The sequence below is a fragment of the Agromyces excoecariae genome, assembly GCF_051715505.1.
Classification (GTDB): Bacteria; Actinomycetota; Actinomycetes; order Actinomycetales; family Microbacteriaceae; genus Agromyces.
This window is the reverse complement of sequence record NZ_JBPSLA010000013.1, coordinates 99,397-114,665: the sequence shown is the minus strand read 5'-3', so window position 1 is coordinate 114,665 and position 15,269 is coordinate 99,397. Positions and strand designations below refer to the sequence as shown.

Below are 15,269 nucleotides of genomic sequence, written 5' to 3'. Positions count from 1 at the left end.
TGGGCTCAGCCGGCGTCCGTCGCCTCGTCCGACGTCGGCGCGAGCTCCTCGAGGTCGGTGCATCCGCCGTCGGCGGGGATCGCCGCGACCGCACCGGACAGGTCGGCGATCGCGGTCGAGCCGGCGACCGCGTCGTTGTCGACCACGACCTCGACGGCCGGCGTGCGACCGTAGGTGACGAAGCGGTAGGTCGGCGCGTCGGACTCGTCGATGATCCAGTCGACGTCGTCGACGCTCACGCAGCGCAGCGTCGTGGGCCCGGGCGGTTCGACCCCGCAACGCAGCAGCACGGCGGTTGGCGAGCCCCACGCCCCCGTTCCCTGCGCGGTCGTCTCGCGGGCGTCGAGCCCGGCGACCTGGTCGGGCAGTCGAACGACGACCGCGGCGCAGTCGGCGTCGGCCGCATCGGCCGCGGGGTCGAAGGGGACCGGCTGGCTGCAGGCGGCGAGGAGGGGCACGGCCGAGGCGGCGACGGCGGCGGCGGCGACGAGGCGCATGCGGCGGCGCCGGGGGCGGCCTGACGGGGGAGTCGACATCGTCGATCAGGCTACCGTGGGAGCCATGGAGCAGCCTGCACGCGAGTCGTCGCCCACGATCGGCGAACTCGGCGAGACCGCGGTGCTGGGCCGCATCCTGCCCCGGCTCGAGCCGGGTGATGCCGCGCTCCTCGGGGCGGGCGACGATGCGGCGGTCGTGGCCGCCCCCGACGGCCGGTTCGTCGTCACGACCGACCTCATGGTGCACGGTCCCGACTTCCGTCTCGCGTGGTCGCGCCCGCACGACCTCGGCTGGAAGGCGGCCGCGACGAACCTCACCGACGTCGCGGCGATGGGCGCCAGGCCGACGGCACTCGTCGTCTCGATCGCCGCGCCGCCGACGACGCGCGTCGCGCTGCTCGAGGGCATCGCCGATGGGTTGCGCGATGCGCTCGCCGCCCTCGCCCCGGGAGCCGGCGTGGTCGGCGGCGACCTGTCGGCGTCGTCGGTGCTCACGATCGCCGTGACCGCGTTCGGCGACCTGGAGGGGCGGCTGCCGGTGCTGCGCTCCGGCGCGCGCCCGGGCGACGTGCTCGCGCACGCGGGCGCCCGGGGTGACGCGGCACGGGGTCTGAAGCTCCTGTTCGCCGAGGCGCGCGGTTCCGACGGCGAGCCCGACGCGGGCCTCGCCGACGCGGCCCGGGCGCGGCATCCGCACCTCGTGGGCGCGCAGCTGGCCCCATCGCCGCCGGTGTCGGCCGGCGTGGTCGCCGCCGCGGCGGGCACGACCGCGATGCTCGACGTGAGCGACGGGCTCGCGCGCGACGCGCGACGCCTCGCCGAGGCCAGCGGGGTCGGCCTCGAGTTCTTCGCCGATGCGCTGGGCGCCGACCCGCTCACGGCGCTCGCCGGCGCGGAGGACCATGGCCTGCTCGCGACGTTCCCGCCGGGGACCGTGCCGCCGATGCCGTTCGAGGTGATCGGCCTCGTGAACGACGAGACGGGGCGACTCACGCTCGACGGGGCGCCCGTGGACACCAGCGGATGGGACCCCTACTCGGGCTGGGACGGCGCGGCGGGCTGATCGGTGTCGGCCGCCGATGCGTCGGTCGACGACGCCCACCACAACGTGGTCTCGCCGTAGTCGCGGCGCCGCTCGGCCGCGATCCCGGCCGGCCAGGCGGGTTCGGGCGAACGGCTGCTGCGTTCGACGACGACCGTCGCCGACTCCGCGAGGAGCGGGGCGAGCAGGGCCAGGTCGCGCGCGAGTTCGGGCTCGCCGAGGTCGTACGGCGGATCGACGAAGGCGAGGTCGACGCCGTCGGGCGCCGACTCGAGGTAGGACGCGACGCTGCGCGCCTCGACGCGCACCCGCGGCGCCGGCCCGCCGTGCGCCGCCTTCGCGAGCGCCGCGGCATTCCGACGGCAGACCTCGACCGCGGGCCTGGCCTTCTCGACGAGCACGACCTCCGCGGCCCCGCGGCTCGCCGCCTCCAGCCCGAGCGCCCCCGACCCGGCGTAGAGGTCGAGCACCGAGGCATCCGCCACGGCATCGCGCGCCTCGAGCGCGGAGAAGATGGCCTCGCGCACGCGGTCGCTCGTGGGACGCGTGCCCGAGCGGGGCACGGCGAGGGTGAGCGAGCCGGCGAAGCCGGCGATGATGCGCGTCATGTCTCGGGAGCATAACGGCCCCTCCTCCGGCGCTGCCATGATGGTGAGGTGGATGACTCGACCGACGCCCTGCCCGCCGATCCGTCCCATCATCGGGGACACGAGCAGCAGGCCATCGACCGGATGTGGGACTTCGCCGACCCCGCCGCGAGCGAGGAGCGCTTCCGGGCGGCTGCCGCCGACGAGACCCTGAGCAATCACGGCCGGGCCGTGATGGCCACGCAGTTGGCCCGCGCGATGGGCATCCAGCACCGCGAGGACGAGGCGCTCGCCGTGCTCGCCGAACTCGAGGCGGCCGACCCGGGCGACTCCGACGAGGAGGACGCGGAGCTTCGCGCGCGCATCTTCCTCGAGCGCGGTCGCATGGCCGCCGCCGGGGAGCGCGTCGACGACGCGGTGCCCGAGTTCACCCGCGCCGTCCGCGAAGCCGCGCTCGGCGGTTCCACGTTCGTGGTCCTCGACGCACTGCACATGCTCGCGCTGAACGACGCAGGCCACGAGGAGGAGTGGGCGGCCGAGGGCTTCGACCTCCTCGAGGGCGTCCGCGACCCGCGCCTCAAGCGCTGGGGTGTCGCCCTCCACAACAACCTCGGCTGGACCAAGCACGACGGCGGTGACGCGCAGGCGGCGCTCCACCACTTCCAGCAGGCCGTCGACGCCGCCGACCGCTACGGCACCTCCGGACAGCAGCACGTCGCGCGCTGGTCGGTCGGACGCGCCCTGCGCACGCTCGGTCGCACCGACGAGGCGCTCGAGATCCAGCGCGAGCTGGCGCTCGCCCGACCCGACGACCCTTACGTGCGCGCCGAGATCGAGGCGCTCGCGCCCGCGCCGACGGAGGCGGAGCCTACGATCGAGCCATGACGGCCGATCGCGTGGCGGAGGGGGTGCTGACCCTCGACAGCCGCCTGACGGGCGCGCTCGGCGGTCGCACCGCGCAGGCGCTGCAGCGCGCGTTCGGCTACACGACGGTCGGCGACCTGCTCGCGCACTACCCGCGCCGCTACGCCGCGCGCGGCGAGTTGACGGCGCTCGCCGAGCTCCCGCTCGACGAGAACGTCACGATCGTCGCCGAGGTGCTGGAGGTGCGCGAGCGCACCATGCGATCGCGCCGCGGCTCGATCCTCGAGGCGAAGATCTCCGACGGCACTGGCATCCTCACGCTGACGTTCTTCAACCAGAAGTGGCGCGCGAACGAGCTGAAGCCCGGCGTGCGCGGCATGTTCGCGGGCAAGGTGTCCGATTACCGCGGCGCCCGCCAGCTCGCCCACCCCGATTACCAGCTCTTCGACGACGCGGTGGCGACGACCGGGGCGGATGCCGCGGCCGTGCGCTGGGCGACCGCGCCGATCCCCATCTACCCGGCCACCGGCACGCTCTCGAGCTGGCAGCTGCAGACCGCCGTGGGCGTGCTGCTCGACGGGCTCGGCCCGGTCCCGGATCCGATCCCGGAGGTGCTGCGCCGCTCGCGCGGCATCCGCTCGCACCGCGACGCCCTCGAGGGCGTGCACCGGCCCGAGCGCGACGACGACTGGAAGGCCGCGCGCCGCACGCTGCGCTTCACCGAGGCGTTCGTGCTGCAGACCGCGCTGCTCGAGCGCCGCGCCGCAGCCCGCGCGCACGAGGCCGTGCCCCGCGAACCGCGGCCGGGCGGGCTCCTCGAGCGGTTCGAGGCGTCGCTGCCGTTCTCGCTCACCGACGACCAGGTCGAGGTCGGCGGAGAGATCCTCGCCGACCTGTCCGCGCCGGTGCCCATGAACCGCCTCGTGCAGGGCGAGGTCGGCTCGGGCAAGACCGTCGTGGCGCTGCGCGCCATGCTCGCCGTCGCCGAATCCGGCGGCCAGTCGGCGCTCCTCGCCCCGACGGAGGTGCTCGCCGCGCAGCACCTCCGCTCGATCGCGAAGATGCTCGGCCCGGAGCTCTCCGCCGAGCTCATGCCCACGCTCGTCACCGGCCAGCTGCCCGCCGCCGAGCGACGCAAGGCCGCGCTGCGCGTCGCGGCCGGGCAGTCGCGGATCGTCGTGGGCACCCACGCCCTCCTCGGCGACACCACCACGTTCGCCGACCTCGGCCTCGTCGTCGTCGACGAGCAGCACCGCTTCGGCGTCGAGCAGCGCGAGGCGCTGCGCCTCAAGGGCCGTCACCCCCACGTGCTCGTGCTCACGGCGACGCCGATCCCGCGCACGGTCGCGATGACGGTGTTCGGCGACCTCGACGTGAGCACGATCCGACAGCTGCCCGCGGGACGCGCCGGCATCGAGACGCACCTCGTGCCGCTCGCGGAACGTCCGGCGTGGCGCGCCCGGGTGTGGGAGCGGCTCGCCGAGGAGCTCGCCGAGGGGCGGCAGGGGTTCGTCGTGTGCCCGGCCATCGAGCCCAAGGTGGCGGAGGAGGACGGCGACCCGGCCGAGGGCGAGCCCGCCACTGGCGCCGGCCCGGTGGCATCCGTCGCGTCGGTACTGGCCGAGCTGCGAGCGCTGCCGGCACTGGCAGGTGCGCGCATCGCGCCGCTGCACGGCCGGATGTCGGCCGACGAGAAGGACGCCACCATGCGCGCCTTCGCCGCGAACGAGGTCGACGTGCTCGTCGCGACGACCGTGATCGAGGTCGGCGTCGACGTGCCGAACGCGAGCACGATGGTCGTCGTCGACGCCGATCGATTCGGCGTCTCGCAGCTGCACCAGCTGCGCGGCCGCGTGGGCCGGGGGAGCGTGCCCGGCCTGTGCCTGCTCGTCTCGCACACCGAGGCCGGGAGCCTCGCGCGGGATCGCCTCGAGGCCGTCGCCGCCACGCTCGACGGGTTCGAGCTCGCCCGTGTCGACCTCGAACTCCGGCAGGAGGGCGACGTGCTCGGCGCGGTGCAGTCGGGCGGGCGCTCCTCGCTCAAGCTGCTCCGCGTCGCACGCGACGGCGACCTCATCGCCGACGCGCGCGAGGCCGCCGCCGAGCTCCTCTCAGAGGACCCCGAGCTCGCCGGTCACGCCGCGCTCGCGGCCGCCGTCCGGCGTCGCCTCGACGACGAGGCGAGCGAGTACCTGAGCAGGGGCTGAGACTCTCCACGACCCCGCCCGCGGCGTCGTACGCGCACTACGCTGGCACGTATGCAGCGGATCGCCGTCGTCCCCGGATCATTCGACCCAGTCACGCGCGGACACCTCGACGTCATCGAACGGGCCGCCGGCCTGTACGACCAGCTGCACGTCGTCGTCGTGCACAATCCCGACAAGTCGGCGCTCCTGCCCATCGCCCAGCGCGTGGCGCTCATCGAGCAGTCGATCGTCGACGCGCACATCGCCGGTGACATCGTCGTCGCGTCGTGGAGCATGGGCCTCCTCGTCGACTACTGCACCGACGTCGGTGCCTCGGTGCTCGTCAAGGGCATCCGCTCGCAGGTCGACGTCGGCTACGAGACGCCGATGGCGATCGTGAACCGCCACCTCGCCGGCGTCGAGACGGTCTTCCTCCTCCCCGACCCGGCCAACGCGCACGTGTCGAGTTCGCTCGTGCGGCAGGTCTCGGCACTCGGCGGCGACGTGGCGCCGTACGTCCCTCGATCCGTGGCCGAGTACCTCCAGGGGGCGATGCGACCGTGACCGACACCGAGGGCGCCGTCGACGTCGCCCCCGCGATGGGCATCGACGAGGTCGGCGAACGAGCCGCGGCGATCGTCCGCAACGTCGAGACGGTCATCAGCGGCAAGCGCGAGGCCGTGACGGCGGCGCTCACGGTGCTCCTCGCCGAAGGGCACCTCCTCATCGAGGACGTGCCGGGCGTCGGCAAGACGATGCTCGCCAAGGCGCTCGCCCGCTCCGTCGACTGCACGGTGAGCCGCATCCAGTTCACGCCCGACCTCCTGCCGAGCGACGTGACCGGCGTCTCGGTCTTCGACCAGGTGTCGCGCGGGTTCGAGTTCAAGCCCGGCCCGGTGTTCGCGAACATCGTGATCGGCGACGAGATCAACCGGGCGAGCCCGAAGACGCAGTCGGCCCTCCTGGAGTGCATGGAGGAGCGCCAGGTCACCGCCGACGGCACGACCTACCGACTCGAGCAGCCGTTCACGGTCGTCGCCACGCAGAACCCGGTCGAGATGGAGGGCACGTACCCGCTGCCCGAGGCGCAGCGCGACCGGTTCATGGCGCGCATCTCGATGGGGTACCCGGCCACCGCCGACGAGCTCGCGATGCTCGTCCAGCGCGAGACGGCGAGCCCGCTCGACTCGCTCGAGCCCGTGGTCTCGCTCGCCGAGCTCCGCGCGATGATCGAGACGGTGCAGCGCGTCTTCACGTCCGAGCCCGTCAAGGAGTACGCCGTCGAACTCGCCCGTGCCACGCGCGAGGACCGCCAGCTGCGCCTCGGGGCGAGCCCGCGCGCGACGCTGCAGCTCATCCGGGCCGCGAAGGCCCACGCCGCCATGCACGGCCGAGACTTCGTGCTGCCCGACGACGTCGACGCGCTCGCCGTGCCCGTGCTGGCGCATCGCCTCGTGCCGACGAGCCGCGCGGTCGGCGGGCACGACCACGACGGCGGGCCGCTCATCGACCAGATCGTGCGACGCATCGTCGGCGAGACGCCCGTCCCGGTCGGCAGCGCGCGGAGGGAGTGATCGCGATGTCGCGGGTCGGCCGGGCACGGCACCAGGCGCGTCCTCGCCTGACCGCTCGCGGGATCGCGCTCATGGTCGTCGGCGGCATCCTCTTCGCGGTGGCGCTGTGGTTCGACCTCCGCGACATCCTCCTCCTCGCCGCCGTCGGCATCGCGATGCCGCTCGCGGCACTGGGCTTCCTGGCGGTGCGGCCCCCGCGGCTCGCCGTCCACCGCACCTTCGAGCCGCCGGTCGTCGCGGCGGGGCACTCGACGACCGTCCGGCTGCGCGTGCACAACCGCAGCCGTCGGGCCTTCGACGGCGCGCACTGGCGCGACCTCGCCTCGCCCGCGCTCCGACCGCCGCCCGAGGCGATCCTGCCGGCACTCGGACGCACGGAGGGCGTGCTGCCGTCGGGCGACGACACGGTCGGCCTGGAGTACCGGATGCGGACGCCGCGCCGTGGCGTGTTCGACGTGGGACCACTGCGGGTGTCCGTGACCGACCCCTTCGGGCTCGCGAGGATCGATCGCGTCGCCGGCGGCGCGAGGGACCTGGTGGTGACGCCGAGGGTCACGCCGCTCGAGCCCGCGGTCGGGCTGCTCGCGAGCGTCGACGGCACCGTGCACGCACTGCAGCGCCGCACTCGGCCGAACAGCGACGAGCTCATCGCGCGCGAGTACCGCTACGGCGATCCGCTCCGGCGGGTGCACTGGGCCGCGACGGCACGTCGGGGCGAACTCATGGTGCGCGACGAGGAGCAGCGCGGCGACCCCGAGCTGCGCATCCTGCTCGACACGGTGCTCGGAGGCCGGGCCTCGCACCCCGCGTCGGGTGCACGCGACGGCGCGGGCACGCTCGACCCCGCGTTCGAGCTCGGCGTCGAACTGGCCGCATCGCTCGGCGTGCACCTGCTCGCCCGCGGCTTCCGCGTCCGCCTGGACCCGGTCGAGGACCCCGCGGCGCACCTCGCGCCGATCGCGCCGGAGGCCGGCGGATATCGGTCGCCCGGCGGCGACCTGGCCCTCCTCGAGGACCTCGCCCGGCTCGACCCGCCGCGCCGGGACGCGCCCCGCGGCGACCCGCGCGAGCAACGGCGGCGTCAGACGGCCCCGACGACTCCGGTGCGCCGCGACATGCGGATGCCGGCGATCGCCGTGCTCGTCGACCCGTCGGGCGATGCGGCCGAGGCGCTCGTCGCACTGCGCACCTCCGTCGAGCCCGCGATCGCATTCGCCGCCGAGAGCGTCTCCCCCCGGATCGTCGACCGGCTCGAGGAGGCCGATTGGCGCGTCGTCCGGGTCCGACGGGCGGCCGACCTGCCGGCCGCGTGGCAGGAGGCCTGGCGGTCGGCACGCGAAGCGGTGCGCTCGGGAGGCCGCCGTGGGCTCTGAACGCTATCCGTTGACGCGCGTGCAGTCGATCGCGCTGTCGGGGGCGAGCCTGCTGCTGATCCTCGTCGCGACCACCGCGCTCGGGCCGTTGATCGCGGGCAGCGGATGGTGGTGGGCCGGCGCCGTCGTCGCGGTCGCCGTGATCGCCGGCGGGGCGGGGCTCCGTGCGCTGCGGACCCCGCCGTCGCTGGTGCCCCCGCTCGAGCTCGTCGTCATGCTGCTCGCGCTCACGCTGCTCTTCGGCGGCGCGACGAGCATCGCGCTGGTGATCCCCACGCCAGACACGTTCGCGGTCTTCGGCGAGCTCGCCGAGGGCGCGCGCCGCACCATCGAGCAGCAGTCGGTGCCGGCGATCCCCGTGCCCGCGCTGGTCTTCGCGATCGCGGTCGGCGTGGGCCTCATCGCCGTGTTCCTCGACCTGCTCGTGCAGACCGTGCGCGTGCCGGCCCTCGCCGCCATCCCCATGCTCGTCCCAGTGCTCGTGCCGGGCCTGTTCGTCGCGGAGGGTGCCGAGGTCCCGGCCCTCGTGCTCACCGCCGCGACCTACCTCCTTCTCCTGCGCGTCGACGTCCGGGTGCGGCGGGCGGCCGAGCTGGTCCAGGAGGACGATCGCGACGACGCGCCCGTCGTCAGCGCACCCAGGCGCGCGCCCATCGTCTCGACCATGGGCGCCTCGCTCGGGCTCGCCGCGGTCGGCCTCGTCGCGGCATCCGTCATCGCCGCCGCCACCCCGAGCGTCAGCACCAGCTTCCTCGTCGGCACGGGCGGCCCGGCGACGCTCTTCGCCCGCGGCGTGAGCCCGTACGTCGACCTCGGCCGCGACCTCCGCAGGCCGGAGCCGGTGCCGGCCTTCTCGTACATCTCGCCCGAGGGCGAGCGACCGTACTTCACGCTGCTCACCGTCGAGCGGCTCGAGGGGCAGGTGTGGTCCGCGACCGATCGCGCGGTCGACGGGGAGCACACCCTCGGGACCCTCCCCGGCCCCGACGGACTCGACGACGACGTGCCGGTCGAGCCGCGCCCGATCGCCGTGCAGGTCGACCAGGTGCGCACCGCGTGGCTGCCCGTGCCCTACCCGACGACGGAGGTCAGCGGAGTCAGCGGATCGTGGTTCTGGGACCAGGGCACGCTCAACGTCCGGAGCGTCGACTCGACCACGCTGGGGCAGCAGTACCGGCTGACGCACCTCGACGTGCAACCCGACGTCGCGCAGCTGCGCTCCGCGCCCGCCGCGCCGTCCGACGCGGTCGCCGAGTCGACGCGACAACTGCCCGACGACCTGCCGCCGATCATCGCCGAGACCGCCCGGTCGGTGACGGCGTCGGCCGCGACCCGCTACGACGCGGCCGTCGCGATCCAGGCGTTCCTGCGCGGCTCCGACTTCGAGTACTCGGAGAGCGCACCGGTCGCCGACGGCTACGACGGCGCCGGATTCGACGCGATCGCCGCGTTCCTCGAGCAGCGCGCCGGCTACTGCGTGCACTTCGCCTCGACGATGGCGGTGCTCGCGCGCGAGGTCGGCATCCCCTCGCGGATCTCCATCGGGTACACGTCCGGCACGCCCGGTGACGGGCGCGTCGACGGCGAGGTCGTCATCGAGGTCGACTCGCACGACCTCCACGCATGGCCCGAGCTCTACTTCGAGGGCGTCGGGTGGGTGCCCTTCGAACCCACTCCGGGGCGGGGGAGCGTACCCGACTACTCCCGGCCGAACGCCGGGCAGGACGCGCCGGGGATCGTCCCCACCGGCCCCGCGGCGACGCCGGGAGCGACCGGCCGGCCCGAGGGCGATCCGGACCGGGCGCTCGGCGGGCCCGGCGGTGCGCAGTCGGCCGGCGCCCAGGCCGCGCAGCTGGCGATGATCGGGCTCGCCCTGGCGTTCGTCCTGCTGCTCCCGGCGATGATCCGCGCCGGCATCCGCGTGGCACGTCGTCGTCGGATCCGGTCGGGAGAGCGACCCGCGGAAGCCGCGTGGCGCGAACTCCTCGCCACCGCGGTGGACCTGGGGCTGCCGGTCGATCCGAGGCGCACGGTGCGCGGAATCGCGGCCGAGCTCGCCGAGCGAGCGGCGTTCCGTCCGGAATCGGGAGCGCCCCCCGGCGAGCGTGTCGAGGCGCGCGCCGCGCTCGAGCGCGTCCGCGACGCGGTCGAGCGCGAGCGGTACGGTCGCGTGCGTGGAGACGCGGGATCCGCGGCGGACGCCGCCGACGGTCAAGGGGCGGTCACGGGTGACGGGTTGCCGGCCGTACGGCTCCCCGGGGCCGGCGAACGCGACGCGCGCGAGCGCGAGCACGCCCACCGCGCCGCGCTGGTCGCCGATCTCGCATCGGCGTCCGACGCGCTCCGCGCCGATGCGCCGGGTGCCCGCCGCATCGCCGCGATCCTCCTGCCGGGGTCGCTCCGACCGTCGGCGCGCATCGCGCTCGGACGCCCGGTGCCGCCCGGCGAGTAGGATCGTCCTTCGTGGCCGTTCAGCATTCCCCTTTCAGCATCAACGTGCGCGACCTCGTCAACCGACCGGGTGAGATGCGCGAGCAGCAGTTCGACGTGCCCGCGCCCGAGCAGCTGGGCGAGGGGCTCGTCTCGGTCCGGCAGGGTTCCGAGCTTGCCGTCGACGTGCGTCTCGAGTCCGTCCACGAGGGCATCCTCGCGACCGCGGAGGTCGACGCGACGGCCGACGGCGAGTGCGGCCGATGCCTCATCGACATCGCGCTGCCCGTCCGAGTCGAGTTCCAAGAGCTTTTCGCGTATCATTCTGGGGAAGCTTTCGAGTATGAGGTTCAAGACGACCACGTGGATCTTGAACCGCTCATCCGAGATGCGGTAGTGCTGGCACTGCCCTTCCAGCCGGTGTGCCGGCCTGACTGCCCGGGTCTCGACCCCGAGACCGGACAGCGTCTGGCCGATCATCCGGAACTCGTCACCCCTGAAGAGAACGACCCGCGTTGGGCTGCGCTCGCAGGGTTCACGGCTTCCGAAGACGAGGGCGCGGATGCTGCATCCGACGCCGACCAGCAGAGAGATTGAGAGAGAGTCATGGCTGTTCCCAAGCGGAAGAAGTCACGCGCCAACACCCACGCGCGCCGTTCGCAGTGGAAGGCCGAGGCCCCCACGCTCGTCAAGACCGTCGAGAACGGCAAGGTCACCTACAGCCTTCCCCACCGTGCACGCGTGGTCGAGGACTCGGCGGGCACCCCGCTCTTCCTCGAGTACAAGGGCCGCAAGGTCGCCGACGTCTAGTCGGCCCGTGAACGACGAACGACCGGTCGTGAGGCGCGCGGAGCGCACGGACACCGGGGCCGACGAGCTCGTCGAGCTGCAGCGCACGCTGCGGGTCGAGCTCGACCCCGAACTCCTGCTCCTGGCGCTCACGCACCGGTCGTTCGCGTACGAGAACGGCGGCATCCCGACCAACGAACGCCTGGAGTTCCTCGGCGATTCCATCCTCGGGCAGGCCGTCACGGTGAAGCTGTTCACCGATCACCCCGAACTCGACGAGGGCGAACTGGCCAAGCGTCGGGCGAGCCTCGTCTCGAGCGTCGCGCTCGCCGAGGTCGCCCGCACCATCGGGCTCGGCCCGTACATCCGCCTCGGCCGCGGCGAGACGATGACGGGCGGCGCCGACAAGCCGTCCATCCTCGCCGATACGGTCGAGGCCATCATCGGCGCGGTCTACCTCTCGCGCGGCGGCGAGGTCGCGACCGATCTCGTGCTGCGCCTCGTCACGCCGCTCATGCGCGACCCCGACCGGTTCGGCGCCGCCATGGACCCGAAGACGAGCCTGCAGGAGATCGCCGCTCGTCGGGGTTCGACGGCGCCGTCGTACACGGTCAGCGAGAGCGGGCCCGATCACAACAAGCACTTCGTCGCGACCGTCACCGTCGGCGACCTGGTGTCGGCGTCGGGCGAGGGCTCCAGCAAGAAGCAGGCCGAGATGGCGGCGGCGCTCGAGGCCTGGACCACCCTGAACGCCGGCTGACGTGCCCGAGCTGCCCGAGGTCGAGGTCGTCCGGGCCGGGCTCGCGCCCGCCGTCACCGGCGCGCGCGTCGCCGGGGTCGAGGTGCTCGACACCCGTTCGCTGAAGCGCCACGAAGCGGCGTCCGGCGACTTCGAGACGCTGCTCACGGGTGAGCGCATCGAGGCCGCCGTCCGGCGCGGCAAGTTCCTCTGGATGCCGCTCGCCGGCGGCGGCGCACTCGTCGGCCACCTCGGCATGAGCGGGCAGCTCCTGCTGCGCACTCCCGATCACCCCGGCGACGACCGGCACGCCCGGATCCGGCTCCACCTCGAGCACCCGGAGCACGGCGAGCTGCGAGTCGACTTCGTCGACCAGCGCATCTTCGGCTCGATGGCGATCGACCGCATGGTGCCGACCGTGGACGGTCGGGTCGCGGGCTTCTCGGCGGATGTCACGGGACCGTGGGCGGGCTCGATCCCGTCGCAGGTCGCACACATCGCCCGCGACCCCCTCGACCCGGCCTTCGACGATGCGGCGTTCGTCGCCGCGCTCGCCCGGCGCGCCACCGGCGTCAAGCGCGTGCTGCTCGACCAGGGCGTCGTCTCGGGCATCGGCAACATCTACGCCGACGAGGCGCTCTGGGCGGTGCGCATGCACGGCGAGCAGCCCGCGTCGAGCCTCAGCCGGCGTCGGGTCCGCGAGTTGCTCGCGGCGGTGCGCGCCGTGCTGCAGAAGGCGCTCGCCGAGGGCGGCACGAGCTTCGATGCGCAGTACGTCAACGTCAACGGGGCATCGGGGTACTTCGCGCACTCGCTGAACGCCTACGGCCGCACGGGTCGGCCGTGCCCGCGGTGCGGAACGCCGATCGTGCGCGAGGCGTTCATGAACCGGTCGTCGCACCGCTGCCCGCGCTGCCAGCGGCTTCGGGCCGGCTCGCATGTCGGCACCGCGGGGTCGGCGGCGGCGGCGACCCGGGGCCGGCCGGCCGTGGTGCGGGTCATCCCCGCTGCCACGTCGCCTGGATCGAGTGCGGGCGGAACCCGAGCTCGCGGTTGATCGCGAGCATGGGCCCGTTCTCGTCGGCGTTCCAGGTGTAGACGACCGATCGGTCGGGCGCGGCCTCCGTCAGCGCGACGAGGTTCGCGAGCTTCATCCGCATGCCGAGGCCGTGGCCGCGGTGCGGGCCGAGCACCAGCGTGTCGTCCTGGTAGGCGCCGCGCTTGCCGGGTGCGAGCGCGAGGATCGTGAAGCCGGCGACCTCGCCGTCTGCGGCGATCGCGGCGACGGTGAGGTGCGTGCGCCCGGCGTCGACGGCCCGCGCCTCCTCGTCGAGGATGCGTGCCGCGTCCCAGTGCTCGTCGGGGAAGTCGACGGCGCCGCTCGGCGCCTCCGCGACCATCTGCGAGCGAGCCGCCGCGAATGCGTCGAGGTGCTCCTCGGGCGTGTGGTCGCGCCAGTGCTCGAGGCGGTAGCCGTCGGATCGAGCGGCCTGCTCCGCCGACCGGCGGAACTCCGCGCCGCGGCCGTCGACCTCGAGGGCGCTCGCGACCAGGAGCTGGCCGAGCTCGTAGCCGCGCGATCGCGCGAAACGGACCGACGGGGCGCCGGCGGGGAGGGACGCGCCACCCTGCGGTGCGTGGAGGCGTTCGCCGGTGCCGTCGTCGGTCCGGTGCTCCGAGATCAGGATGGTCGACTCGCGCCCCGCATCACGGGCGGATGCCTCGATCGCATCGAGCACGCGGCCGCCGAGTCCGCGCCGCCGGTGGGCCGGGTCGACGCCGACCATGGTGATCATGGGCGCGCCGCCCACGTCGGCGCGTTCCCACCACGCCGCGGCCGCGGCGACGAGCCGGTCGGCGTCGAAGATCCCGAACCGGCGTCGCTCGAGGTACGGATTGCCGCCGAGCACGGCGAGCTCGGCGGCCGAGTAGCTGAACTCATCGGTCCCGACGGTCTCGAGCTGGATGCGGCGCGCGAAGTCGGCGTACGCCTCCAGGTCGGCGGACTCCGGAATGCCGACACGATCGGGAGCGGGGATCGGGCGGAGGACGCCCGGGCCGCCGGTCGGCGCAGCGCCGTCCTCCCGGGCGTCGCTCACGGGCGCTGCCAGACCGACTCGAAGGCGAACGGCCGGAATCCGAGGTCGGTGTTGATGGCGAGCATGTGCTCGTTCTCGTCGGCGTTCCAGGTGACGATGCGATTCCGGGACGGCTCGGCCTCGGCGAGGGCGACCAGGTTGGCGAGCTTCATCCGCATGCCGAGCCGGTGCCCGCGATGCGGGCCGAGCACGATGGTGTCCCACTGCTCCACGGCCTGCGAGTCGGGCAGCAGCGACAGCTCCGTGAAGCCGGCGACCTCGCCGTCCGGGGCCACGGCCGCCACCGTGAGGCGGACGCGGCCGACGTCGATCGAACGGCGCTCGCCGTCGCGGATGCGCTCGGCGTTCCAGTGCTCGAGACCCCAGGCGATCGCGCCGGCCGGAGGGTCGGTCGACATTCGCTCGTGCGCGATCGCGAGCGAGTCGACGAGCTCGTCGGGTGCGCGGTCCTGCCAGGCGACCAGGCGGTAGTCGTCGGTGGACCGCTCGAACTCGGCGGCGAGGCGGCGTCGGAACTCGTCTCCGCGGCCGCCCGCGTCCATGGCGCTCACCCGGTAGACCTGGCCGAGCGCGAACCCTCGCGCCAGCGCGAAGCGCGCGGACGGAGCATCCGCCGGGATCTCGCCGTCGCCCTGGGGCGCACGGAGCCGACCACCGGCCGCGTCGGCGGCGTCGATCCGGTGCTCGGCGGAGAGCACCACGGTGGGCCGCCCGGCCGCCCGTGCCGACTCCTCTGCGGCGGCCAGCAGGAGCGAGCCGATGCCCTCGCGACGTCGCTCGGGGGCGACGCCGAGCATCTCGACGTACGCGGTCGTCTCCGCGTCATCGAGTTCCCACTGCGCCTCGACGAGGCCGACGAGCCGCCCGCCGTCGAACGCACCGGTCGCGGTGCGCTCGGTGAAGCGGTCAGGGCGCAGGTCCCGCAGGACCTCGCGCGGCCGACGGGTCAGGTCGGTCGTGCCGAGCGCCTCGTGGTCCAGGCGACGCAGGAGGTCCGCGTACTGGACGAGCTCGTCGGCGTCGGGTCCATCCGCATCGTCGGGCAGCCGGATCGGGCGGATCTCGAGCGCCATCGCATCCTCCCTCGCG

Annotated in this window: 15 protein-coding genes; 11 read left to right on the top strand and 4 right to left on the bottom strand. The window is 74.1% G+C overall.

Annotated features, from left to right (window positions below; all coding sequences use genetic code 11):
• Positions 1-5: 5 nt before the first annotated feature.
• Positions 6-536, bottom strand: a complete 531-nt coding sequence (locus ACSJD1_RS13245) for a DUF3515 family protein (protein WP_438855758.1) — start codon at positions 534-536, stop codon at positions 6-8.
• 25 nt (positions 537-561) lie between these two features.
• Here ACSJD1_RS13245 and thiL point away from each other — a divergent pair, with 25 nt between their 5' ends.
• Complete coding sequence (gene thiL / locus ACSJD1_RS13240) at positions 562-1,560, top strand: thiamine-phosphate kinase (protein WP_438855757.1); 999 nt, start codon at positions 562-564, stop codon at positions 1,558-1,560.
• On the opposite strand, the gene ACSJD1_RS13235 is transcribed toward thiL, so the two are convergent.
• Positions 1,530-2,147 (bottom strand): RsmD family RNA methyltransferase, encoded by a 618-nt coding sequence (locus ACSJD1_RS13235; RefSeq protein ID WP_438855756.1) that lies wholly within the window; start codon positions 2,145-2,147, stop codon positions 1,530-1,532. The genes thiL and ACSJD1_RS13235 overlap by 31 nt on opposite strands.
• A 48-nt stretch (positions 2,148-2,195) precedes the next feature.
• Between ACSJD1_RS13235 and ACSJD1_RS13230 the strand changes: the two genes are divergently transcribed.
• The 10 genes from ACSJD1_RS13230 (at position 2,196) to mutM (ending at position 13,138) form a co-directional block, all read left to right on the top strand.
• Positions 2,196-3,011 carry a tetratricopeptide repeat protein gene (locus ACSJD1_RS13230; protein WP_438855755.1) on the top strand — a complete coding sequence of 272 codons (816 nt, stop codon included), beginning with the start codon at positions 2,196-2,198 and terminating at the stop codon, positions 3,009-3,011.
• Positions 3,008-5,197 (top strand): ATP-dependent DNA helicase RecG, encoded by a 2,190-nt coding sequence (locus ACSJD1_RS13225; protein WP_438855754.1) that lies wholly within the window; start codon positions 3,008-3,010, stop codon positions 5,195-5,197. Before ACSJD1_RS13230 ends, ACSJD1_RS13225 begins: the two co-directional genes overlap by 4 nt.
• A 51-nt stretch (positions 5,198-5,248) precedes the next feature.
• Positions 5,249-5,740 carry a pantetheine-phosphate adenylyltransferase gene (gene coaD / locus ACSJD1_RS13220; RefSeq protein ID WP_438855753.1) on the top strand — a complete coding sequence of 164 codons (492 nt, stop codon included), beginning with the start codon at positions 5,249-5,251 and terminating at the stop codon, positions 5,738-5,740.
• 35 nt (positions 5,741-5,775) lie between these two features.
• Positions 5,776-6,750, top strand: a complete 975-nt coding sequence (locus ACSJD1_RS13215; protein ID WP_438855781.1) for an AAA family ATPase — start codon at positions 5,776-5,778, stop codon at positions 6,748-6,750.
• Between the two features lie 5 nt (positions 6,751-6,755).
• On the top strand, positions 6,756-8,123 hold the full coding sequence (locus tag ACSJD1_RS13210) for a DUF58 domain-containing protein (RefSeq protein WP_438855752.1): 1,368 nt from the start codon (positions 6,756-6,758) through the stop codon (positions 8,121-8,123).
• Positions 8,113-10,575, top strand: coding sequence for a transglutaminase family protein (locus ACSJD1_RS13205; protein ID WP_438855751.1), 2,463 nt, complete (start codon positions 8,113-8,115; stop codon positions 10,573-10,575). Before ACSJD1_RS13210 ends, ACSJD1_RS13205 begins: the two co-directional genes overlap by 11 nt.
• Positions 10,576-10,586: 11 nt before the next feature.
• Positions 10,587-11,150: a YceD family protein gene (locus ACSJD1_RS13200; RefSeq protein ID WP_438855750.1), complete on the top strand. Its 564-nt coding sequence runs from the start codon at positions 10,587-10,589 to the stop codon at positions 11,148-11,150.
• A gap of 9 nt (positions 11,151-11,159) precedes the next feature.
• Positions 11,160-11,363 (top strand): 50S ribosomal protein L32, encoded by a 204-nt coding sequence (gene rpmF / locus ACSJD1_RS13195; RefSeq protein WP_092669520.1) that lies wholly within the window; start codon positions 11,160-11,162, stop codon positions 11,361-11,363.
• A 76-nt stretch (positions 11,364-11,439) separates the two neighbouring features.
• Positions 11,440-12,102 (top strand): ribonuclease III, encoded by a 663-nt coding sequence (gene rnc, locus ACSJD1_RS13190; RefSeq protein ID WP_438855780.1) that lies wholly within the window; start codon positions 11,440-11,442, stop codon positions 12,100-12,102.
• Position 12,103: 1 nt separating this feature from the next.
• Entirely contained in the window at positions 12,104-13,138 is a 1,035-nt protein-coding gene (gene mutM, locus ACSJD1_RS13185; protein ID WP_438855749.1) for a bifunctional DNA-formamidopyrimidine glycosylase/DNA-(apurinic or apyrimidinic site) lyase, read from the top strand.
• Here the strand turns inward: mutM and ACSJD1_RS13180 are convergent.
• Together ACSJD1_RS13180 and ACSJD1_RS13175 are read right to left on the bottom strand one after the other, a co-directional pair.
• Complete coding sequence (locus ACSJD1_RS13180) at positions 13,080-14,180, bottom strand: GNAT family N-acetyltransferase (RefSeq protein ID WP_438855748.1); 1,101 nt, start codon at positions 14,178-14,180, stop codon at positions 13,080-13,082. The two genes, mutM and ACSJD1_RS13180, sit on opposite strands and share 59 nt — an antisense overlap.
• Positions 14,177-15,253 (bottom strand): GNAT family N-acetyltransferase, encoded by a 1,077-nt coding sequence (locus ACSJD1_RS13175; RefSeq protein WP_438855747.1) that lies wholly within the window; start codon positions 15,251-15,253, stop codon positions 14,177-14,179. Before ACSJD1_RS13175 ends, ACSJD1_RS13180 begins: the two co-directional genes overlap by 4 nt.
• Positions 15,254-15,269 lie beyond the last annotated feature (16 nt).